The sequence below is a fragment of the Streptomyces sp. NBC_00310 genome, assembly GCF_036208085.1.
Lineage (GTDB): Bacteria > Actinomycetota > Actinomycetes > Streptomycetales > Streptomycetaceae > Streptomyces.
This window is the reverse complement of record NZ_CP130714.1, coordinates 8,078,864-8,102,810: the sequence shown is the minus strand read 5'-3', so window position 1 is coordinate 8,102,810 and position 23,947 is coordinate 8,078,864. Positions and strand designations below refer to the sequence as shown.

Sequence of the window (23,947 nt, the reverse complement as noted above, 5' to 3'; positions counted from 1 at the left end):
GTACTCGGATACTTCTGCTCAGCGGGCCAGGTGCCACTCCCCGGCGCACTGGGAAGGTACTCGGAATTGCCCGACCTTCTCCTGGAAGCCTGCCCAGTGTTTCACCATGGCTGAACCAGGCCATAACAGTTCGGCAGCTTCGCACACGGTCCGCACACCTCCGGACGGAAACACAGACGACCGGCATCCGCATGGACGGCGAAGGTAAGTAACCTTGCATGCGGCTGTCCAGCCATGCCGGTCCCGACCCGGCCTGGGCGGTGGCGCACGAGCACGGCGGGCAGGCATCGGAGGGGCGGCCTCACCATGACCACCGGACTGCATCCCGGGGAGACCCCCCAGGACCCCAGGCCGACGGAGAACCAGCCTCTGCCACGGCAGGAGGCCGTCCCAGGATCCCAGCACGTCGAGAACCGGACAAGGAGTTCTGTGATCACCGCGCGCGCGGCCGCCAGCTTCGCTGCCCTCTCACGGTCCGTCGCGACCGCCCGCTCGTTCGTCCGCGACACCCTCCAGGGCTGGGGCTTCGCCGACATCGTCGACGACGCGGTGGTCCTCACCAGCGAACTCGTCACCAACGCGGTCGTCCACGCGGGCACCTCCGCCGATGTCCTGTGTCTGCGCGCCGACGACGGCGTACGCATCGAGGTCGCCGACAGATACCCCGAACGCGAGATCCCCCTCCAGGGCAACCACATCAACATGGGCAGTCCGGACCGCGAGGGCGGCCGCGGCCTCCAACTGTGCGCGGCGATGGCCTCCCGCTGGGGCGTCGAGTACACGCCCACGCACAAGCAGGTCTGGTTCCAACTCGACCTCCCCGACCGCCCGGTGGGCACCCGCTCGGCCGGCCCGTCCCTCCCCGCCGAGCTGCTCCCGCTCGCCGACGGCAGGGTCCGTGTCGCCGTCGTCCAGATCGACCGCACGGGCGCGATCAGCGCCTGGAACGAGGACGCCGGGGAGCTTTTCGGCTACGCCCCCGACCAGGTCATCGGCAAGCCCCTCACCGACCTCGCCGCCTGGCCGCACACCCCCGGCACCAGCACCGGCGTCGCCGAGGCCCTCCAACTCTCCCGCTGGGAGGGCAGTTACGGCATCCGCGGCGCCAGCGGCCGGGTGACGCCGGTCTACGCCTCCCACCTCCGGGTCCGCGACGCGGACGGAGACCCCTCCACGGTCTGTCTTCTCGTACGGGACCACGAGCGCGCCGTCCTCCAGACCCCGATCCGCATGTCCTCCGGCGACGGCTCCGGGTCCGGCGAGGGCCAGGCCACGGACCCCTTCGAGGTCTTCATCGGCTCCCCCGCCCCGGACGACCTCGACGGCCTCCTCCAGCGCACGGTCGAGCGCGCCCGCGACATGCTCGACGGCGACTCCGCCTTCCTCCTCCTCGCCACCGACGACGAGACCGAGCTGGAGGTACGGGCCTCCACGGGCCTTCCCTCGGCCCGCCAGCGCTTCGCCCGCGTCCCCGTGGAGGCCGGCCCCGGCCGCTACGGCTCGGCCCGCATGCCGGCCGTCCACGACGACCTCACGGCCGTCCCCGGCGCCGTCCCCCTCCTCAACGGCACGGGCATGCGTTCGGTCGTCACGGTCCCCCTCAAGGTCGAGGGCCGCCTCACGGGCTCCCTGGGCGTCGCCGCGGAGGCGCAGGGCCGGTACTCCAACGAGGAGGCCCTGCGTCTCCAGTTCGCCGCCGACCGCATCGCCCTGGCCGTCGAGTCCGCCCGCCTCGGCGAGCTGGAGCGCCTGCGCCGCGGCTCGTTGAGCTTCCTGGTGGAGGCCTCCGACCTCCTGGCGGGCACCCTGGACCGCGACCAGACCCTGGCGCTCATGGCCCAGATGACGATCCCGACCCTCGCCACCTGGTGCGCGGTCTACACGATCGCCGACCAGGCGTCGGACCCGTACCTGGGTTACGTCCTGCACGAGGACGAGGACCTCATCGACGGCCTCAAGGCCCTCCTCTCCAAGATCCGCCCGCCGGAGCCCATCCCCACGCCGGGCGCCCGCATCTGGACGGCCCCTGCGGAAGCGGCCCACCAGGCGGCCCTGCGCACGTCCATGCGCAGCCTGGGCCTGGGCGAGCCCGCCACGGTCAGCTCGGGCATCGGCACGACTCTGGCGACGGCCTCGGCGGTGGGCGGCGAGACCGTCGTACTCCCGCTCGTGGCCCGCAACCGCGTCATCGGCATGCTGACCCTCGGCAAGCCCACGGACGAGCACTTCCGCCAGGAGATCCTGGAGTTGGCGGAGGACCTCTCCCGGCGAGCCGCCCTCGCCCTGGACAACGCCCGCCTGTACTCGGAGCGCGTGGCCATCAGCCAGTCCCTCCAGCGCAGCCTCCTGCCGCCCGAGCTCCCCCAGATCGACGGCGTCGAGGTCGACGTCATCTACCGAGCGGCCGGCGAGGGCAACGAGGTCGGCGGCGACTTCTACGACCTGTTCCCCATCCGCGACGGCGTGTACGGCTTCGCCATCGGCGACGTCTGCGGCACCGGCCCGGAGGCCGCCGCGGTCACCGGCCTGGCCCGCCACGCCCTGCGCCTGCTGGCCCGCGAGGGCTACGGCGGGCCCGCGGTCCTGGAGCGCCTCAACTCCGCGATCATCGACGAGGGCACCCGCAGCCGCTTCCTGACCCTGCTGTACGGCGAGTTGTGGCCCCAGGAGGACGGCAGCGCCGTACTGAAGGTCGTCTGCGCCGGCCACCCGCTCCCGCTGCGCCTCCGCCAGGACGGCACGGTCGAGCCGGCCGCCGAACCGCAGCCACTGCTCGGCGTCATGGAGGACCTGGAGCTGTACGAGCAGACGGTCACCCTCGACCCCGGCGACGTCCTCCTCTGCGTCACGGACGGCGTCACCGAACGCCGTGAGGGCACCCGCATGTTGGGCGACGACGGCCTGACCGAGGTCCTCACCACCTGCACGGGCCTCACGGCGGGCGCGGTCGCGGCCCGCGTCATGCGCGCCGTCGAACGCTTCGCCTCCGACGCCCCCTCCGACGACATGGCCATTCTGGCGATGCGCGTCCCGGGCCTCCAATCGGACTGACTCCGGACACGACAAAGGCCCCGCCCAGGTGGGCGGGGCCTTTTGGCTGAGCCCCCAAACGGAATCGAACCGTTGACCTTCTCCTTACCATGGAGACGCTCTACCGACTGAGCTATAGGGGCCTGTCACCTGTTCGAGGTTTCCCTCGCGGCAACGAGATAGATCATACCTCGAATCGGCGGCTGTTCAGAACCACCCGGCGCACTGACCAGGCCCACGCGCCCCCGAGTTGTCCCGAGCACCAGAACTAGAAAGCCGGCTGCAGCAGCCCACCGAGCGCGTTGCAGGCGGACACCAGCCGCTGCAGTTCCCGCCGCGACATCTCGCCGCCGATGGGCAGCGCCAGCGTCTCGTCGGCAGCCCGCTCGGTCTCCGGCAGACACACGTCCCGGCGGAACCCGGGCATCCGGTGCACCGGCGTCTTCACCGGCACGCTGCACTCGACTCCCCTGGCCCGCACGGCCCGCGCGAAGGCATCCCGGTCGGGGCGCCCGTTCCCGGGCACCCGCACGACGTACTGCTGAAAGGTGTGCTTGTCACACCCCTCGGGTGTCCCTACGCCCTTCAGCTTCGCGCTGAGATACGCGGCGCGCTGCCGACGCACCCCCAGCTCGCTGTAGGGCGTCTCCGACTCTCCCTGTTCCAGTACCAACAGCCCATGCCGTTGCCCGACTTGACGCAGCGCCGCGATGTCGGCGGACCGACCGAAGCGGTGGACGACGACCGCAGCCACCGTCCGCGACGTCACGGCGGCCTCGACAGCCGAGGGATCCAGGCAGTACGTCACCGGATCTATGTCAGCGAACACCGGCACAGCCCCTGCGAGGCTCACCGCGTGAGCTACCTCCGGGTTCCCGAACGCCGGCACGACGACCTCGTCACCGGCCCCGACACCCGCGGCCCTGAGCATTCCAACGGTACCCATGCTGCGGATCCTGGTCGCGCAACGTGAACTCCAAGTGACGCCCAACAAAAAAGAGCTGGTCCCCGAACCGAAATTCGGGGACCAGCTCTTTCAATATTTGTTCGGCGGCGTCCTACTCTCCCACAGGGTCCCCCCTGCAGTACCATCGGCGCTGTAAGGCTTAGCTTCCGGGTTCGGAATGTAACCGGGCGTTTCCCTCACGCTATGACCACCGAAACACTATGAAACACTCAACCGCACCATCCCCCGTGACCAAACAAGGGAATGGGGTTGTTCGTGGTTTCAGAACCAACACAGTGGACGCGAGCAACTGAGGACAAGCCCTCGGCCTATTAGTACCAGTCAACTCCACCCGTTACCGGGCTTCCATATCTGGCCTATCAACCCAGTCGTCTACTGGGAGCCTTACCCCATCAAGTGGGTGGGAATACTCATCTCGAAGCAGGCTTCCCGCTTAGATGCTTTCAGCGGTTATCCCTCCCGAACGTAGCCAACCAGCCATGCCCTTGGCAGAACAACTGGCACACCAGAGGTTCGTCCGTCCCGGTCCTCTCGTACTAGGGACAGCCCTTCTCAATATTCCTGCGCGCGCAGCGGATAGGGACCGAACTGTCTCACGACGTTCTAAACCCAGCTCGCGTACCGCTTTAATGGGCGAACAGCCCAACCCTTGGGACCGACTCCAGCCCCAGGATGCGACGAGCCGACATCGAGGTGCCAAACCATCCCGTCGATATGGACTCTTGGGGAAGATCAGCCTGTTATCCCCGGGGTACCTTTTATCCGTTGAGCGACGGCGCTTCCACAAGCCACCGCCGGATCACTAGTCCCGACTTTCGTCCCTGCTCGACCCGTCGGTCTCACAGTCAAGCTCCCTTGTGCACTTACACTCAACACCTGATTGCCAACCAGGCTGAGGGAACCTTTGGGCGCCTCCGTTACCCTTTGGGAGGCAACCGCCCCAGTTAAACTACCCATCAGACACTGTCCCTGATCCGGATCACGGACCCAGGTTAGACATCCAGCACGACCAGACTGGTATTTCAACGACGACTCCCCCTGAACTGGCGTCCAGAGTTCACAGTCTCCCAGCTATCCTACACAAGCCGAACCGAACACCAATATCAAACTGTAGTAAAGGTCCCGGGGTCTTTCCGTCCTGCTGCGCGAAACGAGCATCTTTACTCGTAGTGCAATTTCACCGGGCCTATGGTTGAGACAGTCGAGAAGTCGTTACGCCATTCGTGCAGGTCGGAACTTACCCGACAAGGAATTTCGCTACCTTAGGATGGTTATAGTTACCACCGCCGTTTACTGGCGCTTAAGTTCTCAGCTTCGCCACCCCGAAGAGTGACTAACCGGTCCCCTTAACGTTCCAGCACCGGGCAGGCGTCAGTCCGTATACATCGCCTTACGGCTTCGCACGGACCTGTGTTTTTAGTAAACAGTCGCTTCTCGCTGGTCTCTGCGGCCACCCCCAGCTCGAGGAGCACGTCCTCTCACCAGTGATGGCCCCCCTTCTCCCGAAGTTACGGGGGCATTTTGCCGAGTTCCTTAACCATAGTTCACCCGAACGCCTCGGTATTCTCTACCAGACCACCTGAGTCGGTTTAGGGTACGGGCCGCCATGAAACTCGCTAGAGGCTTTTCTCGACAGCATAGGATCATCCACTTCACCACAATCGGCTCGGCATCAGGTCTCAGACTATTGCCAGGCGGATTTACCTACCTGACGTCCTACACCCTTACCCCGGGACAACCACCGCCCGGGATGGACTACCTTCCTGCGTCACCCCATCACTCACCTACTGCAAGTCTGGTCCGTCGGCTCCACCACTTCCCTTTCCCCGAAGGGTCCGGGACGGCTTCACGGACTTAGCATCGCCTGGTTCAATGTTTGACGCTTCACAGCGGGTACCGGAATATCAACCGGTTATCCATCGACTACGCCTGTCGGCCTCGCCTTAGGTCCCGACTTACCCTGGGCAGATCAGCTTGACCCAGGAACCCTTGGTCAATCGGCGCACACGTTTCTCACGTGTGTATCGCTACTCATGCCTGCATTCTCACTCGTGAACCGTCCACAACTCGCTTCCGCGGCTGCTTCACCCGGCACACGACGCTCCCCTACCCATCCATACAGGCGTTGGCCCTATTGTATGAATGACACGACTTCGGCGGTACGCTTGAGCCCCGCTACATTGTCGGCGCGGAATCACTAGACCAGTGAGCTATTACGCACTCTTTCAAGGGTGGCTGCTTCTAAGCCAACCTCCTGGTTGTCTGTGCGACTCCACATCCTTTCCCACTTAGCGTACGCTTAGGGGCCTTAGTCGATGCTCTGGGCTGTTTCCCTCTCGACCATGGAGCTTATCCCCCACAGTCTCACTGCCGCGCTCTCACTTACCGGCATTCGGAGTTTGGCTAAGGTCAGTAACCCGGTAGGGCCCATCGCCTATCCAGTGCTCTACCTCCGGCAAGAAACACACGACGCTGCACCTAAATGCATTTCGGGGAGAACCAGCTATCACGGAGTTTGATTGGCCTTTCACCCCTAACCACAGGTCATCCCCCAGGTTTTCAACCCTGGTGGGTTCGGTCCTCCACGAAGTCTTACCTCCGCTTCAACCTGCCCATGGCTAGATCACTCCGCTTCGGGTCTTGAGCGTGCTACTAAAGTCGCCCTGTTCGGACTCGCTTTCGCTACGGCTACCCCACCCGGGTTAACCTCGCAACACACCGCAAACTCGCAGGCTCATTCTTCAAAAGGCACGCAGTCACGACGCACCGAGCAAAGCTCGATACGCGACGCTCCCACGGCTTGTAGGCACACGGTTTCAGGTACTATTTCACTCCGCTCCCGCGGTACTTTTCACCATTCCCTCACGGTACTATCCGCTATCGGTCACCAGGGAATATTTAGGCTTAGCGGGTGGTCCCGCCAGATTCACACGGGATTTCTCGGGCCCCGTGCTACTTGGGTGTCTCTCAAACGAGCCGTACAGATTTCAGCTACGGGGGTCTTACCCTCTACGCCGGACCTTTCGCATGTCCTTCGCCTACCCATACGGTTTCTGACTCGCCGACCAGCCGGCAGACTGATCAAGAGAGATCCCACAACCCCGTATACGCAACCCCTGCCGGGTCTCACACGCATACGGTTTGGCCTCATCCGGTTTCGCTCGCCACTACTCCCGGAATCACGGTTGTTTTCTCTTCCTGCGGGTACTGAGATGTTTCACTTCCCCGCGTTCCCTCCACTTGCCCTATGTGTTCAGGCAAGGGTGACAGCCCATGACGACTGCCGGGTTTCCCCATTCGGACACCCCCGGATCAAAGCCTGGTTGACGACTCCCCGGGGCCTATCGTGGCCTCCCACGTCCTTCATCGGTTCCTGGTGCCAAGGCATCCACCGTGCGCCCTTAAAAACTTGGCCACAGATGCTCGCGTCCACTGTGCAGTTCTCAAACAACGACCAACCACCCATCACCCCGGACCAGAAGTCCGAGTGCACTGGGGCCGGCACTGAAGGCGACCTGAACGGCCATACCCTCAGACACCCAACAGCGTGCCCGACCCGATCGACGTCCGGAGATCATGCTTTCCACGCCCTTACGGACAGTACTCACAGCCTCCGACCCGTGAACCGGTCGAATAATCAACGTTCCACCCTTGAGCAACCAGCATCAGTCGTTCGCTGATGTCCTGGCCTCTGATCCGGCAAAGCCGGATAAGAAGTGCTCCTTAGAAAGGAGGTGATCCAGCCGCACCTTCCGGTACGGCTACCTTGTTACGACTTCGTCCCAATCGCCAGTCCCACCTTCGACAGCTCCCTCCCACAAGGGGTTGGGCCACCGGCTTCGGGTGTTACCGACTTTCGTGACGTGACGGGCGGTGTGTACAAGGCCCGGGAACGTATTCACCGCAGCAATGCTGATCTGCGATTACTAGCAACTCCGACTTCATGGGGTCGAGTTGCAGACCCCAATCCGAACTGAGACAGGCTTTTTGAGATTCGCTCCGCCTCACGGCTTCGCAGCTCATTGTACCTGCCATTGTAGCACGTGTGCAGCCCAAGACATAAGGGGCATGATGACTTGACGTCGTCCCCACCTTCCTCCGAGTTGACCCCGGCAGTCTCCTGTGAGTCCCCATCACCCCGAAGGGCATGCTGGCAACACAGAACAAGGGTTGCGCTCGTTGCGGGACTTAACCCAACATCTCACGACACGAGCTGACGACAGCCATGCACCACCTGTACACCGACCACAAGGGGGCGACCATCTCTGGCCGTTTCCGGTGTATGTCAAGCCTTGGTAAGGTTCTTCGCGTTGCGTCGAATTAAGCCACATGCTCCGCTGCTTGTGCGGGCCCCCGTCAATTCCTTTGAGTTTTAGCCTTGCGGCCGTACTCCCCAGGCGGGGAACTTAATGCGTTAGCTGCGGCACCGACGACGTGGAATGTCGCCAACACCTAGTTCCCACCGTTTACGGCGTGGACTACCAGGGTATCTAATCCTGTTCGCTCCCCACGCTTTCGCTCCTCAGCGTCAGTAATGGCCCAGAGATCCGCCTTCGCCACCGGTGTTCCTCCTGATATCTGCGCATTTCACCGCTACACCAGGAATTCCGATCTCCCCTACCACACTCTAGTCTGCCCGTATCGAATGCAGACCCGGGGTTAAGCCCCGGGCTTTCACATCCGACGCGACAGACCGCCTACGAGCTCTTTACGCCCAATAATTCCGGACAACGCTCGCGCCCTACGTATTACCGCGGCTGCTGGCACGTAGTTAGCCGGCGCTTCTTCTGCAGGTACCGTCACTTTCGCTTCTTCCCTGCTGAAAGAGGTTTACAACCCGAAGGCCGTCATCCCTCACGCGGCGTCGCTGCATCAGGCTTTCGCCCATTGTGCAATATTCCCCACTGCTGCCTCCCGTAGGAGTCTGGGCCGTGTCTCAGTCCCAGTGTGGCCGGTCGCCCTCTCAGGCCGGCTACCCGTCGTCGCCTTGGTGAGCCGTTACCTCACCAACAAGCTGATAGGCCGCGGGCTCATCCTTCACCGCCGGAGCTTTCCACACTCATCGGATGCCCGAGAGTGTTGTATCCGGTATTAGACCCCGTTTCCAGGGCTTGTCCCAGAGTGAAGGGCAGATTGCCCACGTGTTACTCACCCGTTCGCCACTAATCCCCACCGAAGTGGTTCATCGTTCGACTTGCATGTGTTAAGCACGCCGCCAGCGTTCGTCCTGAGCCAGGATCAAACTCTCCGTGAATGTTTACCCGTAATCGGGTCGACACCACGAGAGCGGAACCACCGGAGGAATGATCCGATGGTTCACAGCGTCCTCGCTGTGTTTTACTTCAAAGGAACCTCGCCCCAACCGATAACCGGCCGGGAACGGGGTATCAACATATCTGGCGTTGATTTTTGGCACGCTGTTGAGTTCTCAAGGAACGGACGCTTCCTTTGTACTCACCCAAGCTACTCTCGGGCTTTCCTCCGGGCAGTTTCCCTTCGGTCTTGCGTTTCCGACTCTATCAGATCGTTTTCCGATCCGATTTCCTCGGCGCTTTCCAGGTTTACGCTTCCGCGTTTCCCTTTCCGGCGACTCCGACTTTATCAGAGGTTCTGAGTCGGAATTTCCGCCCGGTCCGGGTGGCTCCTGACGCACAGTTGCGTCGGGTTCCCCCCTGGGCGGAGCCGTAAACGTACTGGAGCGGGGCGCCCCGATGCAAATCGAGGAGCCCCGCTCCCGTACGGGCACTGACGGTGGGTCAGACCTCAACCACCACAGGCAGGATCATCGGCCTGCGCCGGTAGGTGTCGGAGACCCACTTGCCGAGGGTGCGCCGGATGAGTTGTTGCAGTTGGTGGGGCTCGACGACCCCGTCCTGCGCCGAACGCTCCAGGACCTCGGTGATGCGCGGGACGACCTCGCCGAAGGCGGAGTCCTCGATACCGGAGCCGCGGGCCTGGATGTGCGGGCCGCCGGTGATCTTGCCGGTGGAGGAGTCCACGACGACGAACACCGAGATGATGCCCTCGTCGCCCAGGATCCTCCGGTCCTTCAGGGCCGGCTCGCCGAGACCGACCGAGAGGCCGTCGACGTACACGTAACCGGCCTGGACCTTGCCGGAGATCTTGGCCTTGCCCTCGATGAGGTCGACGACCACGCCGTCCTCGGCGATGACGATGCGGTCGTGCGGTACGCCTGTCAGAGCGCCCAGTTCGGCGTTGGCGCGCAGGTGGCGCCATTCGCCGTGCACCGGCATCAGGTTCTTCGGGCGGCAGATGTTGTAGAAGTACAGCAGCTCACCGGCCGAGGCGTGTCCGGAGACGTGCACCTTGGCGTTGCCCTTGTGGACGACGTTGGCGCCCCAGCGGGTCAGGCCGTTGATGACGCGGTAGACGGCGTTCTCGTTCCCGGGGATCAGGGACGAGGCCAGGATCACCGTGTCGCCCTGGACGATGCGGATCTGGTGGTCCCGGTTGGCCATGCGGGACAGGGCGGCCATCGGTTCGCCCTGCGATCCGGTGCACACGAGGACGATCTCGTGCTGCGGCAGATCGTCGAGTGTCTTGACGTCCACGACCAGGCCCGGTGGGACCTTCAGATAGCCGAGGTCCCTGGCGATGCCCATGTTCCGGACCATCGAGCGGCCGACGAAGGCGACCCGGCGGCCGTACTCGTGGGCGGCGTCGAGGATCTGCTGGATGCGGTGGATGTGGCTGGCGAAGCTGGCCACGATGATCCGCTTGCTGGCGCCCGCGAAGACCTGGCGCAGGACGTTGGAGATGTCGCGCTCGGGCGGAACGAAGCCAGGAACCTCGGCGTTCGTGGAGTCGGAGAGGAGGAGATCGATTCCCTCCTCGCTCAGCCGTGCGAACGCGTGTAGATCCGTCAGGCGGTTGTCCAGCGGGAGCTGGTCCATCTTGAAGTCGCCCGTGTGGACCACCATGCCCGCGGGGGTGCGGATGGCCACGGCGAGGGCGTCGGGGATGGAGTGGTTGACCGCGACGAACTCGCAGTCGAAGGGGCCGATCCGCTCGCGGTTCCCCTCGACCACCTCGAGGGTGTACGGGCGGATGCGGTGCTCCTGGAGCTTGGCCTCGATGAGGGCGAGGGTCAGCTTGGAGCCGATCAGCGGGATGTCGGGCTTCTCGCGCAGCAGGTACGGGACCGCGCCGATGTGGTCCTCGTGACCGTGCGTGAGGACAATGCCCTCGATGTCGTCGAGGCGGTCCCTGACGGACGAGAAGTCCGGCAGGATCAGGTCGATTCCGGGCTGCTCCTCCTCGGGGAAGAGCACCCCGCAGTCGACGATCAGCAGACGGCCGCCGTACTCGAAGACGGTCATGTTCCGGCCGATCTCGCCGAGACCGCCCAGCGGGGTGACCCGTAGGCCACCTTCGGGGAGCGGCGGCGGTGGGCCGAGTTCAGGATGCGGATGACTCAAAAGACTCTCCTCACCACGCGCGCCACGTACCTCTGTGGCACGTGGCGCGCATGACGTTCGTGCAAAAGCAGTTGTGGATGTGGACGCAGGCGCTTTCGTCCTGCCTATTCAGTTGTGAAGTCAGGGTGTCGCGTCGTGCGAAGTCCGGTGTTAGAGCTGTACCCCGCCGGCACCAAGATCGATCTTGAGCTGAGCCGTCTCCTCGGGCGAAAGCTCCACCATGGGGGCGCGCAGCGGTCCGGCGGGCAGACCCTGCAGGGCGAGCGCCGCCTTGCTGGTCATCACGCCCTGGGTGCGGAACATGCCGGTGAAGACCGGGAGCAGCTTCTGGTGGATCTCGGTGGCCTTCTGGACGTCACCGGAGACATACGCCTCGACGAGGGCGCGCAGCTCGGGAGTGACCACATGGCCCACGACCGAGACGAAACCGACCGCGCCCACGGAGAGCAGCGGGAGGTTCAGCATGTCGTCGCCGGAGTACCAGGCGAGGCCCGAGCGGGCGATGGCCCAGCTGGCACGGCCGAGGTCGCCCTTGGCGTCCTTGTTGGCGACGATGCGCGGGTGCTCGGCGAGCCGGACGATCGTCTCGGTGTCGATCGGGACGCCACTGCGGCCGGGGATGTCGTAGAGCATCACCGGCAGGTCGGCCGCGTCGGCGATCGCCTTGAAGTGCCGGTACAGGCCCTCCTGCGGAGGCTTGTTGTAGTACGGCGTGACGACGAGGAGGCCATGGGCGCCGACCTTCTCGGCGGCGCGGGCCAGCTCGGTGCTGTGGTGGGTGTCGTTCGTGCCGACGCCGGCGATGATGTGGGCGCGGTCGCCGACGGCTTCGAGGACGGCTCGTACCAGGTCCGATTTCTCCGCGTCACTGGTGGTGGGGGACTCGCCGGTGGTGCCGTTGATGACCAGGCCGTCGTTGCCTGCGTCCACCAGGTGGGTGGCGAGCCGCTGCGCGCCGTCGAGGTCGAGTGCGCCGTCCGCCGTGAAGGGCGTGACCATGGCGGTGAGGACCCGCCCGAAGGGGGTCTGCGGAGTCGAGGTCGGAGCCATGGGTAACACGCTACTCGCTGCTCAGGGCACGGTCTGCCCTCGGGGGGCGGGAAAAGTCAGGACAAATGCGGAGCCCGGCACTGCCTGCTCGGGGGTTCAAGCAGTGCCGGGTCCGTTTGATCAGGCTAGATGAACTTCGCGAAATGCCGCAATACGGACACTTCGCTCGGCTGACCCGTACATCTGTGCCTGGCCGAAAGTCGGCGGTCCGCTACGGCGCGACCCGGCCGTTCAGGTTGAACGCGGCGTGCGTGAGCGGCATGAGCCGGGACCACTCCGCCTCCATCTTCTCGCCGACCATCTCGATCTCCCGCTGTGGGAAGGACGGCACCTTCGCGAGCTCGTGCTGGGTGCGCAGACCGAGGAAGTGCATCAGCGAGCGGGCGTTGCAGGTGGCGTACATCGAGGAGAAGAGCCCGACCGGGAGCACCGCGCGGGCCACCTCACGGGCCACACCGGCGGCGAGCATCTCCTGGTACGCCTCGTACGCGTGGACGTACGAGTCCTCCATGACCCGCCCGACGAGCTCCTGCTGCGCCTGCGTGCCCTCCACGAAGACGTACTTGCCGGGACGGCCCTCCTGGACGAGCTTGCGGGCCTCGTCGGGGACGTAGAAGTGGGGCTGGAGCTCCCTGTACCTCCCGGACTCCTCGTTGTACGACCAGCCGACCCGGTGGCGCATGAACTCGCGGAAGACGAAGATCGGGGCGCTGATGAAGAAGGTCATCGAGTTGTGCTCGAAGGGGCTGCCGTGCCGGTCCCGCATGAGGTAGTTGATGAGGCCCTTGGAGCGCTCGGGGTCCTTCGTCAGCTCCTCCAGGGACTGCTCGCCGGCGGTGGAGACGCGGGCGGCCCACAGCACGTCCGAGTCGGCCGCGCTGTGCTTCACCAACTCGACGGTGACATCGCTGCGGAAGCTGGGTTTGAGGTCGTCGGCGGGGGTGTCGGTCACGGCTCGGAGGGTCCTTCCCATTGCTGCTCTCGGGCGGCGCCCACTCTACGGCCCGGCACCGACAGGGAGCCCGGATGGCCCGGGTTGCACCCCCTTGTGCCCCCGTCGGACCCCCGAGAGTGGTGGGGAGGGGCCCGGCTCGGTAGCCTCACCCGGCGAAACCTGTGCGTGGATTGAGTGAGGATCAGCCGTGCCCCTGCCCTTCCTGACCGCCGACCGCGCCTTCGACCAGGCGGCGGACGAAGCGCTGCCGTTCGACGACCGAGACCGCTGGCGGCGCCCCTACCGGCCCGGCCCGTGGCGGGTCGGCGCGGCCGCGCTGCTCCTGCTGCTCGCCTCCTACGTGCTGGTCGCGGCGGTCATCATCACGGTGGCCGAGACACCGCGGACGGGCGCGATCTGCTTCGGCGCGGCACTGCTGGTCATCGGCTGCGCGCTGCGGCTGCTGCGGGTCGGCATCTGGGTGAGCGCGCGAGGAGTGCGTCAGGTGGGCTTCTTCAGAACGCGTACGGCGTCCTGGGAGGCGAGCGTCTCGGTGCGTACCGTGCAGCAGCCGGTGCGGTGGCTCGGGCTGCCGCGGTCCGTGCAGGGGCAGGCGCTGCTCCTCGTCCGCACGGACCACGTGCAGGAGTACGTGACGCCGCTGATGACCACGCACAACGCCGACTTCCTGGCGCGTACGGAGGCCTTCGACCGGGCGGCGGACACGATCGAGGCGTGGGCGGCGGAGTACGGGCGCGCCGCGTAGTCGCGCAGAGGGGTGAGGGGCCGGTCCGTGGGTGCGGACCGGCCCCTCACCCCTCTGCGGGTGCGGCACATCAGGTGGTCGGCGCCGGCTTGCCGTCGTGGAGGGCGATCGCCCGCTGCATGGCCTTGCGAGCCCGGGGCGTGTCGCGGGCGTCGTGGTAGGCGACGGCGAGGCGGAACCAGGTGCGCCAGTCGTCGGGGGCGTCCTCGGTCTCCGTCTTGCGCCGTGCGAAGACCTCGTCGGCCGAGTCACGGTCGATGCGGCCGCTCGGGGTGCGCTTCAACTCGTCGACGGGGAGGCCCCCTTCGGCGTCGAGTTCGGCGGCGAGCTGGTTGGCCTTGCGGACGAACTGGGTGTTCTTCCAGAGGAACCAGAGGCCGATCCCCGGCAGGACGAGCACGGCGACGCCGAAGGCGATCGTGACCGGTGTGCCGGTCTCTATGAGCAGGAGCCCGCGGCTTCCGACCAGGACGAAGTAGACGACCAGGACGGCTGCCGTGACGGCGTAGGTGAGCTTCGCGCGCATGACGTTTCCCGTCCCGATCAGCCCAGGTCGAGGAAGTGTTCGAGGCCGAAGGTGAGACCCGGGGTCGTCACCACGCGGCGGGCGCCGAGCAGGATGCCCGGCATGAAGCTGCTGTGGTGGAGGGAGTCATGACGGACCGTCAGGGTCTCGCCCTCGCCCCCGAGCAGGACCTCCTGGTGGGCGAGGAGACCACGGAGGCGTACGGCGTGCACGGGGATGCCGTCGACGTCGGCGCCCCGTGCGCCGTCCAGAGCCGTGGCGGTGGCGTCCGGCGCCGGGGCGGTACCGGCCGCGCGGCGGGCCTCGGCGATGAGCTGGGCGGTACGGGTGGCGGTGCCGCTGGGGGCGTCGACCTTGTTCGGGTGGTGCAGCTCGACGACCTCGACGGACTCGAAGTAGGGCGCCGCGATCTGCGCGAACTTCATGGTCAGGACGGCCCCGATGGAGAAGTTGGGCGCGATGAGCACGCCGGTCTCCGGGGACCCGTCCAGCCAGGCCTTGAGCTGTGCGAGGCGGTCGTCGGTCCAGCCCGTGGTCCCGACGACCGCGTGGATGCCGTGGCGGACACAGAAGTCGAGGTTGTCCATGACCGAGGCGGGGGTGGTCAGTTCGACGGCGACCTGGGCGCCGGTCTCGGCCAGCGTCTCCAGCTTGTCGCCCCGGCTCAGGGCGGCGACCAGCTCCATGTCCTCGGCGGCCTCGACGGCCCGTACGGCCTCGGAGCCGATACGGCCCCGGGCACCGAGGACCGCCACGCGCAGCTTGCTCATTGCTTGGTTCCTTAACTGGGGTGTCAGGCGACGGCTTCGTGGAGACGGGACGCCTGTTTGTCCTTGAGCGGGCCGATGACCGACAGGGAGGGGCGCTGGCCCAGGATCTCGCGGGCCACGGCACGGATCTCGTCCGGGGTCACCATGGCGATCCGGGTCAGCATCTCGTCGACGGACATCTGCTCGCCCCAGCACAGCTCGCTCTTGCCGATGCGGTTCATGATCGCGCCGGTGTCCTCCAGGCCGAGGACCGTGGAGCCGCGGAGCTGGCCGATGGCGCGCTCGATCTCGTCGTCCGGCAGTCCGTGCTCGGCGACCTGGTCGAGCTCGTCGCGGCAGATCTTGAGCACGTCGTGCACCTGCGACGGACGGCAGCCGGCGTACACGCCGAAGAGACCGCAGTCGGCGAAGCCGGACGTGTACGAGTACACGCTGTAGGCGAGGCCCCGCTTCTCCCGGACCTCCTGGAAGAGGCGGGAGGACATGCCGCCGCCGAGCGCGGTGTTGAGGACGCCGAGAGCCCAGCGGCGCTCGTCGGTGCGGGCGAGGCCGGGCATGCCGAGGACGACATGGGCCTGCTCGGTCTTGCGGCCGATGAGCTCGACGCGGCCGGCCGTACGGAGGCTGCGGCGGCCGTCGCGCGGGTCGATCGGGGTGGCGTCCGTGCGCGTGAGGGCGCCCGCCTTCTCGAAGGCCGCGCGGACCAGTCGTACGACCTTGGTGTGGTCGATGTTGCCCGCGCAGGCGACCACGAGGTGGGTCGGGTCGTAGTGCTTCTTGTAGAAGCGGCGGATGCGGTCGGCGGAGAGGGCGTTGACCGTGTCGACCGTGCCGAGGACCGGGCGGCCGAGGGGGGTGTCACCGAACATGGTGTGCGCGAAGAGGTCGTGCACGCAGTCGCCCGGGTCGTCCTCGGTCATCGCGATCTCTTCGAGGATGGCGCCGCGTTCGACGTCGACGTCCTCCTCGCGGATGAGCGAGCCGGTGAGCATGTCGCAGACCGTGTCGATGGCCAGCGGCAGGTCGGAGTCGAGCACCCGTGCGTAGTAGCACGTGTACTCCTTCGCCGTGAACGCGTTCATCTCGCCGCCGACCGCGTCGATCGCGGACGAGATGTCGAGCGCGCTGCGGCGTTCCGTGCCCTTGAAGAGCAGGTGCTCCAGATAGTGGGTGGCGCCGTTCAGCGCGGGCGTCTCGTCGCGGGAGCCGACGTGCGCCCAGATGCCGAAGGTGGCGGAGCGCACGGACGGCAGGGTCTCGGTGACGATGCGCAGGCCGCCCGGGAGGGTGGTCTTGCGGACCGTACCGATGCCGTTCATGCCCTTGATCAGGGTTTGGGTACGGGCGACGGCCCGCGCCTCCGTGGAGGTGCGGGCCGTCGCCTTGGAGCTACGGGACGTCACTTGTCGCCGTCGTCCTTCTTGTCCTCGGAGCCTTCTTCGCCCTCGATCACGGGGATGAGGGAGAGCTTGCCGCGGGAGTCGATCTCGGCGATCTCGACCTGGACCTTGGCGCCGACCGCGACCACGTCCTCGACGTTCTCCACGCGCTTGCCGCCGGCGAGCTTACGGATCTGCGAGATGTGCAGCAGACCGTCCTTGCCCGGGAGCAGCGACACGAACGCACCGAAGGTGGTGGTCTTGACGACCGTACCCAGGTAGCGCTCGCCGACCTCCGGCATGGTCGGGTTGGCGATCGAGTTGATCGTGGCGCGGGCGGCCTCGGCCTGCGAGCCGACCTGGGCACCGATGTAGATGGTGCCGTCGTCCTCGATCGTGATCTCGGCGCCGGTGTCCTCCTGGATCTGGTTGATCATCTTGCCCTTCGGGCCGATGACCTCACCGATCTTGTCCACGGGGATCTTGACGGTGATGATCCGCGGGGCGTTCGGGGACATCTCGTCCGGCGTGTCGATCGCTTCCATCATCACGTCGAGGATGTGGAGGCGGGCGTCACGGGCCTGCTTGAGAGCGGCGGCCAGGACGGAGGCCGGGATGCCGTCCAGCTTGGTGTCGAGCTGGAGGGCGGTCACGAACTCCTTGGTGCCGGCGACCTTGAAGTCCATGTCGCCGAAGGCGTCCTCCGCACCGAGGATGTCGGTGAGGGCGACGTAGTGCGTCTCGCCCTTGATCTCCTGGGAGATCAGGCCCATGGCGATACCGGCGACGGGGGCCTTCAGCGGCACACCGGCGTTCAGCAGCGACATGGTGGAGGCGCAGACCGAGCCCATGGACGTCGAGCCGTTGGAGCCGAGGGCCTCGGACACCTGACGGATCGCGTAGGGGAACTCCTCGCGCGTCGGCAGGACCGGCACGATGGCGCGCTCGGCGAGGGCGCCGTGGCCGATCTCGCGGCGCTTCGGGGAGCCGACGCGGCCGGTCTCGCCGACGGAGTACGGCGGGAAGTTGTAGTTGTGCATGTAGCGCTTGCGGGTCACCGGGGAGAGGGTGTCCAGCTGCTGCTCCATCCGGAGCATGTTGAGGGTGGTGACGCCCAGGATCTGGGTCTCGCCACGCTCGAACAGCGCCGAGCCGTGCACGCGCGGGATGGCCTCGACCTCGGCGGCGAGCGTACGGATGTCCGTGACGCCGCGGCCGTCGATGCGGACCTTGTCCTTGATGACGCGCTCACGGACCAGGGACTTGGTCAGCGAGCGGTAGGCCGCGCTGATCTCCTTCTCGCGGCCCTCGAACTGCGGGAGCAGCTTCTCGGCGGCGAGACCCTTGACGCGGTCCAGCTCGGCCTCGCGGTCCTGCTTGCCCGCGATGGTGAGCGCCTGGGTCAGCTCGTCCTTGACGGCGGCGGTGAGCGCCTCCAGGACGTCGTCCTGGTAGTCGAGGAAGACCGGGAACTCGCCGGTCGGCTTCGCGGCCTTCGAGGCGAGGTCGGCCTGGGCCTTGCAGAGCACCTTGATGAAGGGCTTCGCGGCGTCCAGACCGGCGGCGACGACCTCCTCGGTCGGCGCCTCGGCGCCGCCCGCGACCAGCTGGATGGTCTTCTCGGTGGCCTCGGCTTCGACCATCATGATCGCGACGTCGCCGTCCTCGAGCGTGCGGCCCGCGACGACCATGTCGAAGACGGCGTCCTCGAGCTCGGTGTGCGTCGGGAAGGCCACCCACTGGCCGTTGATCAGCGCGACGCGGACGCCGCCGATCGGGCCGGAGAAGGGCAGGCCGGCCAGCTGCGTGGACGCGGACGCGGCGTTGATCGCGACGACGTCGTACAGGTGGTCGGGGTTGAGCGCCATGATCGTGGCGACGACCTGGATCTCGTTGCGCAGGCCCTTCTTGAAGGACGGGCGCAGCGGACGGTCGATGAGGCGGCAGGTGAGGATGGCGTCCTCGGAGGGACGGCCCTCACGCCGGAAGAAGCTGCCGGGGATCTTGCCGGCGGCGTACATCCGCTCCTCGACGTCCACCGTGAGGGGGAAGAAGTCGAGCTGGTCCTTGGGGTTCTTGGAGGCGGTGGTGGCCGACAGCACCATGGTGTCGTCGTCCAGGTACGCCACGGCGGAGCCGGCGGCCTGCTTGGCCAGGCGGCCCGTCTCGAAGCGGATGGTGCGGGTGCCGAAGGAGCCGTTGTCGATGACGGCCTCGGCGTAGTGGGTCTCGTTCTCCACTAGCAAATTCTCCGATACTTTTCGTCTTTCGTCCCTGGGCCCGCCCGTGTGGCGGGGGGACGGTGGCGGAGAAGCGCGCCGTCTGGTGCGGGCCGGTCTTCGATCGAAGCCCTCGGGGTTCGCAATCCCCCGGGGGCCACTACCGAGGACCGGCGGCGGCGAGGTGCGCTTCTCCTCGTTCGGTGTGCGTGCGGGCGCCCGTGTCCCGGGCGCTCACGCTGTGGCGTGCGTATTGCGTTCTGCTACCACACTACAAAGGGGTGGTGACACTCCGCACGTTTCCGCCCGTACGTCCCGCGTGCGGCGGGGCCGCGCGCCCCCTTCCAGGGGGCCGCCGCGGTACGCGCCGCGAGCCGCGGACGTACGTACAACAAAGACGTACGTACAACAAAGGAGCGGTCCCCTTTTCCCGGGAACCGCCCCCCTCACGGCGTCTTACTTGGCGCCCGCCGCACCGCGGCGAATGCCGAGGCGGTCGACCAGCGCGCGGAAGCGCTGGATGTCCTTCTTGGCGAGGTACTGCAGCAGACGGCGACGCTGACCGACCAGGATCAGCAGACCACGGCGGGAGTGGTGGTCGTGCTTGTGGGTCTTGAGGTGCTCGGTCAGGTCGGAGATCCGGCGGGAGAGCATCGCGACCTGGACCTCGGGGGAGCCGGTGTCGCCCTCCTTGGTACCGAACTCGCTGATGATCTGCTTCTTCGTAGCGGCGTCGAGCGACACGCGATACTCCTCATGAGTCTCATTGATGCCACCGAGTGCCCCTGGTCTGCGTCTCAGGGGGGCTTCTGTGACTCGGGTGACGGAGGTCCGCCGGGAGCTACCTCCGGAGTCCGGGGGTGCGCACACAAACGGCCGTCAGCCAGGGTACCAGGCTGGGGGGACGGGCTTGGCCGGGGCCTGGGCCGGGGCCGGGATCAGCGCCTGGACAGGGCGACGCTCTCGTAACCGATCGCGACGGTGGTCTCCTCCCCGACTTCCCCCTTGTCGCTCGGACCGTACAGGGCTTCGGTGGCGAAGTAGATCCGGCCGTGCTCGCAGATGATGCCGTGCTCGCAGATGATGTCGTCCTCCGTCGGATCCCCGACGTCGACCAGGTCGAGGGTCCCGCCGATGAGCAGGAGGAGCGTCTCCTTGCGGGACAACGGATCGAGGCTGACGACAGCGGCGGGAGAGAGATTGCCGGACTCCCGGTACGCGATCAGTTCGCCGCCGCTCATCCTCAGCGGATACATCCGCCGCCCGGGTATGGAGTCGAACTTGAACACGGTCTTTCCGGTACCCAGGTCGTACGCGACGATGTCGTCGTCCGTCGTGATGTAGAGCCGCTCCTTCCCCACGACGATCGTGCTGCAGGTCTCGACCACCGCGTTGAACGTCTCGCTGCAGTTGATGACCTGGTGATCGCGGTTGGGCTGGATCGAGGCGCGCGCCTTGCCCCTGTCGTCGAGGAGATCAGGCCGGTGACGGCGAAGCCGCCCGCCATGACGGCGATGACAGCCGGCTCGGAGGAGATCAGGTAGACCTCGGTGACGCCCGTGGCGACCTTGTAGGTCCACGTGGACTTGCCCGTGCGGGCGTCGACCCTCTCCACCCGGACCGGAACTCGGGGTCCCCCGAGTCTCCGCACCGCTGCAGCGCGATCAGGCCCTTGCCACCCGCGAACCCGGAGCCTCGCACGCCGACGGCGTGGTGTCGGCCCACAACCGCTTGCCGGTGGTCATGTCGTACGCCGCAGAGCCCTGTCCCCAGGTGACGAGGACCGCGCCGTCCGTCATCGTGACGTTGACGGACATGGCGCTGCCGTCGCCCGGCCGCCGCACGTCCCACTTCTTCTCGCCCGTGTCGACGTCGAAGACCGTGAGGCGGTCGCAGGGCAGGCTCATGGCCGTGGTGGTGGAGTCCTCGTCCGGGTCAGGGCTCTGGCCGGGGTAGGTAGGCGACGACCGTCCAGCCGGCCACGCTGACGTGGCGCGTCACCGCGCACAGTGGGGCGGGGAAGTCGAGCTTGTACAGTTCCTTGCTCTTGTCCCCGTGTTGGGTGAACCCCTGGACGTAGTTCCCGACACCCTTCGCGAAGACCTTCTCCGTCGCCCAGGTGCCGATGGACGAGATGTTCCTGCCCACGGTCTTGATCTTTTCGACGAGGTACAGGGACCTGCCGCCCTCCGGCGACTCGGGCGCCTTCTCCACGGTCTCGCGGATGTCGTCCGGAGCCTGCCGGACGGCCACCGGACGCCGTTCCGACTCCGCATCGTCACCGCCCAACGTGAGGCCCAGGACACCCACGGCGACGACCGCCGCTGCCAGAACCGCCGCGCCGGCCGTCCGCAGCCGCCGAAGCCGGGTGCGACGCTCGGCTTCGGGAGCTGAGGCGGTGTACGGGGAGTGGGACGGGCCGCTCACAGGCCATGGCCTTCCTGCGCGATGGGGACACTGCCGCCCGGACAGGGGCGCGAGGGGTGATCAAGAACCATACGGCTCACCGTGCGGCGGCGACCAAGCCGCCCGCGTGGAGCTGTGGTGAGGGCGCACCGACCCCTGTAACGAAGCCGACACCCCTCGTTACGGTCACACCCGGGCGAACCCCTGAGCAGCGAGAACGGGAGCAAGTAGGGTGACCGCACAGTGCGTTGGCGCGGAGGAAGGATCGGAGCCGTCATGGCCGAGGCCGAGGACAAAGAACTCAAGGCACGCAAGGAGCGGGAGAAGGACGAGCTCTACGCGCTCGACATCTCGGGCGTCGAGTGGCACAGCGCACCCGGCACGGAAGAACACGAGGAGCGAGTGGAGATCGCATACCTCCCGGAAGGCGCGGTGGCGATGCGATCGTCGCTCGACCCGGAGACCGTGCTGCGTTACACGGAGGCGGAGTGGCGAGCCTTCGTCCTGGGGGCCCGGGACGGCGAATTCGATCTGGAGCCGGCTCCGCACAATGGGGGCCTGGACGCATAGATCGGCCGCTGATGAACGGGGCAGGGAACCAGCGATCGGTTCCCTGCCCCATTGGCTTGCACGGTATGGCACCTACAGCTTCGCACTCCCCACATCGACCGCCGTCGCATTTCCGACACCGACCGCCGTCGCATTCACGGTTCCCGCGCTGGTAATCCGCCGCGACAGTGGGCTGGGGGCAAAGGCAAGGAGGCGGGCCGGAGTTCGGCCCCTGACGGCGTGTCCGCCCTCGCCCGGCCGGCGACAGAGCGCGCCGGCCCGTCGGCGGAAGAGCACTGCCCGCTTCCCACCCGGACACGTACGCGGGACGGGTGCCCCACCACTAGCTCGTCATGGCCCGGGCCCGTGCGTACACGTCGAAGACGGCCAGAGCCAGCGGGATCAGCGTGAGCAGGACGAAGCTCTCGGCGATCTCCAGGAAGCGTCCCCAGAACGGGGTCACACCACGCTGCGGGGCGATGAGACCGATCGCGGTGACAAGGACGACGGCTGCGGCGATCGCCGCAGCGAGCCAGACGCTACGGATGTTGAGGGCAGTCGCATCGCCGAGGACGGCATCGCGCACATAGTCCTGCGGCGGGTTCAGTGCGAGCCCGAGTCCGAGGAAGACCAGGGCCGTGAGGCCTGCCGCCAGGGCAGCGCTCACCTGCGCGGTGTAGCGGAAGAGGTGGGCGCGCATCAACATCGCCACGCCTGTGGACAGAGCCAGGAGCTCCGCCCACACATTGCCGGAGAAGGCCAGGACGATCGACGCGCCCACGGAGACGAGCGCACAGCCACCGACGAGGCCGACGAGAAGCTCGTGGCCGCGGCGGGCCTGGGCCGCGACGCGTTCGACGTCGATGGGATCCTGCGCATCCGGCTCGCCCGCGTCGTAGCCGCCCCAGGACGGATTGGGCGCTTCGAAACCGATCGGCAATCGCGCGAAGCGCATGGACAGGCCGGGCAGGAAGGCGAGCGCGACAACGGAGAGCGGGGCACAGATGGCGGCCGTCTCCATGGGCCGCAGCTTCGTGAGGATGGCGATGAAGGTGGTGATCAGACCGATCGCGGTGGCGAAGACGAAGGCCACGAAGGGACCGTCGCCTCCGGGCGACAACAGCATGAGTACCACGGCGGCGAGCAGGACGGCCGTGCAGGCGAGCAGAAACTGCAGCCGCCCGATGCCCTGCCCCTCGGAGAGAGGAAGCAGTCCGGAACCGGCCACCGCGACGTTCGGGAAGGCGCCCAGGCCGAGAGCGATCGCTGAGCCGCGATCGCCGTACACCCGTGCGCGCACGCAGGCGATGGTGAGCAACAGCAGCCCGAACACACCGGCGATGACGCCCTGCAAGCTGTGCATGTCGTGACGGATCTGGGAACTCCAGGCCACGAACGCCAGCAGCGCCGGCAGGACGCCACCCGCGATGAGGCCGGCGGTCCGTGTGAGTTCGCCGTTCCACAGGGTGCGGTCACGGGTGACGGCAGCGGCCACCGCCTCGGAGACGTCGTCGAGGACGGCCGGCGGCAGCGACTCCGCGAACGGACGCAGAGTGAGCAACTCTCCGTCGAGGATGCGCTGCGCCGCGAACGACCGCGCTCCGTCGAGAACGGTGCCGTCACGGCGTACGAGGTGATAGCCGACAGGAGCACCCTCGTCAGGGCTCTGCTGGGAAAGCCTCAGGATCTCCGGATACAGGTCGGCGACCGGTACGTCGTCGGGCAGCGCCACGTCGATGCGGCTGTCGGGTGCCACGATGGTGACCCGGCAGAAGCCCAGGCCCGTACCTGCCCCGGAAGGGACTCCGATGCCCGGTCCGCCGGTCGCGCCGACCGGCGCGGAGGCCGTCATGCTCACCTGCTGTTCCCCCTCGTCGGTGGTCGGGCGGTCTGCGGTGCCGCTGCACACCCG

The 23,947-nt window shown here is 66.7% G+C and carries 16 protein-coding genes, 1 tRNA gene and 3 rRNA genes; 3 read left to right on the top strand and 17 right to left on the bottom strand.

Annotation, left to right across the window (positions count from 1 at the left end; translation table 11 throughout):
- Positions 1-306 precede the first annotated feature (306 nt).
- Positions 307-3,051, top strand: coding sequence for a SpoIIE family protein phosphatase (locus tag OG202_RS35560; RefSeq protein ID WP_327727567.1), 2,745 nt, complete (start codon positions 307-309; stop codon positions 3,049-3,051).
- A gap of 49 nt (positions 3,052-3,100) precedes the next feature.
- On the opposite strand, the gene OG202_RS35555 is transcribed toward OG202_RS35560, so the two are convergent.
- The 8 genes from OG202_RS35555 to thyX form a co-directional block, all read right to left on the bottom strand.
- A tRNA-Thr gene (locus OG202_RS35555) sits at positions 3,101-3,173 on the bottom strand.
- A 125-nt stretch (positions 3,174-3,298) separates the two neighbouring features.
- Complete coding sequence (locus OG202_RS35550; RefSeq protein WP_326585593.1) at positions 3,299-3,961, bottom strand: DegT/DnrJ/EryC1/StrS family aminotransferase; 663 nt, start codon at positions 3,959-3,961, stop codon at positions 3,299-3,301.
- A gap of 114 nt (positions 3,962-4,075) precedes the next feature.
- A 5S ribosomal RNA gene (rrf, locus tag OG202_RS35545) occupies positions 4,076-4,192 on the bottom strand.
- A 96-nt stretch (positions 4,193-4,288) separates the two neighbouring features.
- Positions 4,289-7,412 (bottom strand): 23S ribosomal RNA (locus OG202_RS35540).
- A 312-nt stretch (positions 7,413-7,724) separates the two neighbouring features.
- Positions 7,725-9,251: ribosomal RNA gene (locus tag OG202_RS35535) — 16S ribosomal RNA — on the bottom strand.
- The 16S, 23S and 5S rRNA genes sit together here, the layout of an rRNA operon.
- Positions 9,252-9,753: 502 nt before the next feature.
- Positions 9,754-11,436 carry a ribonuclease J gene (locus OG202_RS35530; RefSeq protein WP_326576437.1) on the bottom strand — a complete coding sequence of 561 codons (1,683 nt, stop codon included), beginning with the start codon at positions 11,434-11,436 and terminating at the stop codon, positions 9,754-9,756.
- 150 nt (positions 11,437-11,586) lie between these two features.
- Positions 11,587-12,486: a 4-hydroxy-tetrahydrodipicolinate synthase gene (gene dapA, locus OG202_RS35525; RefSeq protein WP_326576439.1), complete on the bottom strand. Its 900-nt coding sequence runs from the start codon at positions 12,484-12,486 to the stop codon at positions 11,587-11,589.
- Between the two features lie 211 nt (positions 12,487-12,697).
- Positions 12,698-13,438 (bottom strand): FAD-dependent thymidylate synthase, encoded by a 741-nt coding sequence (thyX, locus tag OG202_RS35520; RefSeq protein ID WP_326576441.1) that lies wholly within the window; start codon positions 13,436-13,438, stop codon positions 12,698-12,700.
- Positions 13,439-13,628: 190 nt separating this feature from the next.
- On the opposite strand from thyX, the gene OG202_RS35515 reads away from it, so the two are divergent.
- The gene (locus OG202_RS35515; RefSeq protein WP_326576443.1) at positions 13,629-14,186 is read left to right on the top strand and encodes a hypothetical protein; all 558 of its coding nucleotides are present in this window, start codon (positions 13,629-13,631) and stop codon (positions 14,184-14,186) included.
- A 70-nt stretch (positions 14,187-14,256) separates the two neighbouring features.
- On the opposite strand, the gene OG202_RS35510 is transcribed toward OG202_RS35515, so the two are convergent.
- From OG202_RS35510 to OG202_RS35475, 8 genes are all read right to left on the bottom strand, one after another.
- Positions 14,257-14,712: a hypothetical protein gene (locus tag OG202_RS35510; protein ID WP_327727568.1), complete on the bottom strand. Its 456-nt coding sequence runs from the start codon at positions 14,710-14,712 to the stop codon at positions 14,257-14,259.
- Positions 14,713-14,729: 17 nt separating this feature from the next.
- Positions 14,730-15,482, bottom strand: a complete 753-nt coding sequence (gene dapB / locus OG202_RS35505) for a 4-hydroxy-tetrahydrodipicolinate reductase (RefSeq protein ID WP_328224147.1) — start codon at positions 15,480-15,482, stop codon at positions 14,730-14,732.
- 23 nt (positions 15,483-15,505) lie between these two features.
- Complete coding sequence (locus OG202_RS35500) at positions 15,506-16,885, bottom strand: M16 family metallopeptidase (RefSeq protein WP_327727570.1); 1,380 nt, start codon at positions 16,883-16,885, stop codon at positions 15,506-15,508.
- Entirely contained in the window at positions 16,882-19,101 is a 2,220-nt protein-coding gene (locus OG202_RS35495) for a polyribonucleotide nucleotidyltransferase (RefSeq protein WP_327727571.1), read from the bottom strand. The genes OG202_RS35500 and OG202_RS35495 overlap by 4 nt, the downstream gene beginning before the upstream one ends.
- A 435-nt stretch (positions 19,102-19,536) precedes the next feature.
- Positions 19,537-19,824 carry a 30S ribosomal protein S15 gene (gene rpsO / locus OG202_RS35490; RefSeq protein WP_030041128.1) on the bottom strand — a complete coding sequence of 96 codons (288 nt, stop codon included), beginning with the start codon at positions 19,822-19,824 and terminating at the stop codon, positions 19,537-19,539.
- 194 nt (positions 19,825-20,018) lie between these two features.
- On the bottom strand, positions 20,019-20,468 hold the full coding sequence (locus OG202_RS35485; protein WP_328224146.1) for a hypothetical protein: 450 nt from the start codon (positions 20,466-20,468) through the stop codon (positions 20,019-20,021).
- 276 nt (positions 20,469-20,744) lie between these two features.
- Complete coding sequence (locus OG202_RS35480; RefSeq protein ID WP_327727573.1) at positions 20,745-20,987, bottom strand: hypothetical protein; 243 nt, start codon at positions 20,985-20,987, stop codon at positions 20,745-20,747.
- Between the two features lie 28 nt (positions 20,988-21,015).
- Positions 21,016-21,507 carry a hypothetical protein gene (locus tag OG202_RS35475; protein ID WP_327727574.1) on the bottom strand — a complete coding sequence of 164 codons (492 nt, stop codon included), beginning with the start codon at positions 21,505-21,507 and terminating at the stop codon, positions 21,016-21,018.
- Positions 21,508-21,762: 255 nt separating this feature from the next.
- On the opposite strand from OG202_RS35475, the gene OG202_RS35470 reads away from it, so the two are divergent.
- Entirely contained in the window at positions 21,763-22,056 is a 294-nt protein-coding gene (locus OG202_RS35470) for a DUF397 domain-containing protein (protein WP_086748467.1), read from the top strand.
- Between the two features lie 322 nt (positions 22,057-22,378).
- Here the strand turns inward: OG202_RS35470 and eccD are convergent, their stop codons facing one another.
- Positions 22,379-23,887 (bottom strand): type VII secretion integral membrane protein EccD, encoded by a 1,509-nt coding sequence (gene eccD, locus OG202_RS35465; protein WP_328224757.1) that lies wholly within the window; start codon positions 23,885-23,887, stop codon positions 22,379-22,381.
- Between the last annotated feature and the right edge of the window lie 60 nt (positions 23,888-23,947).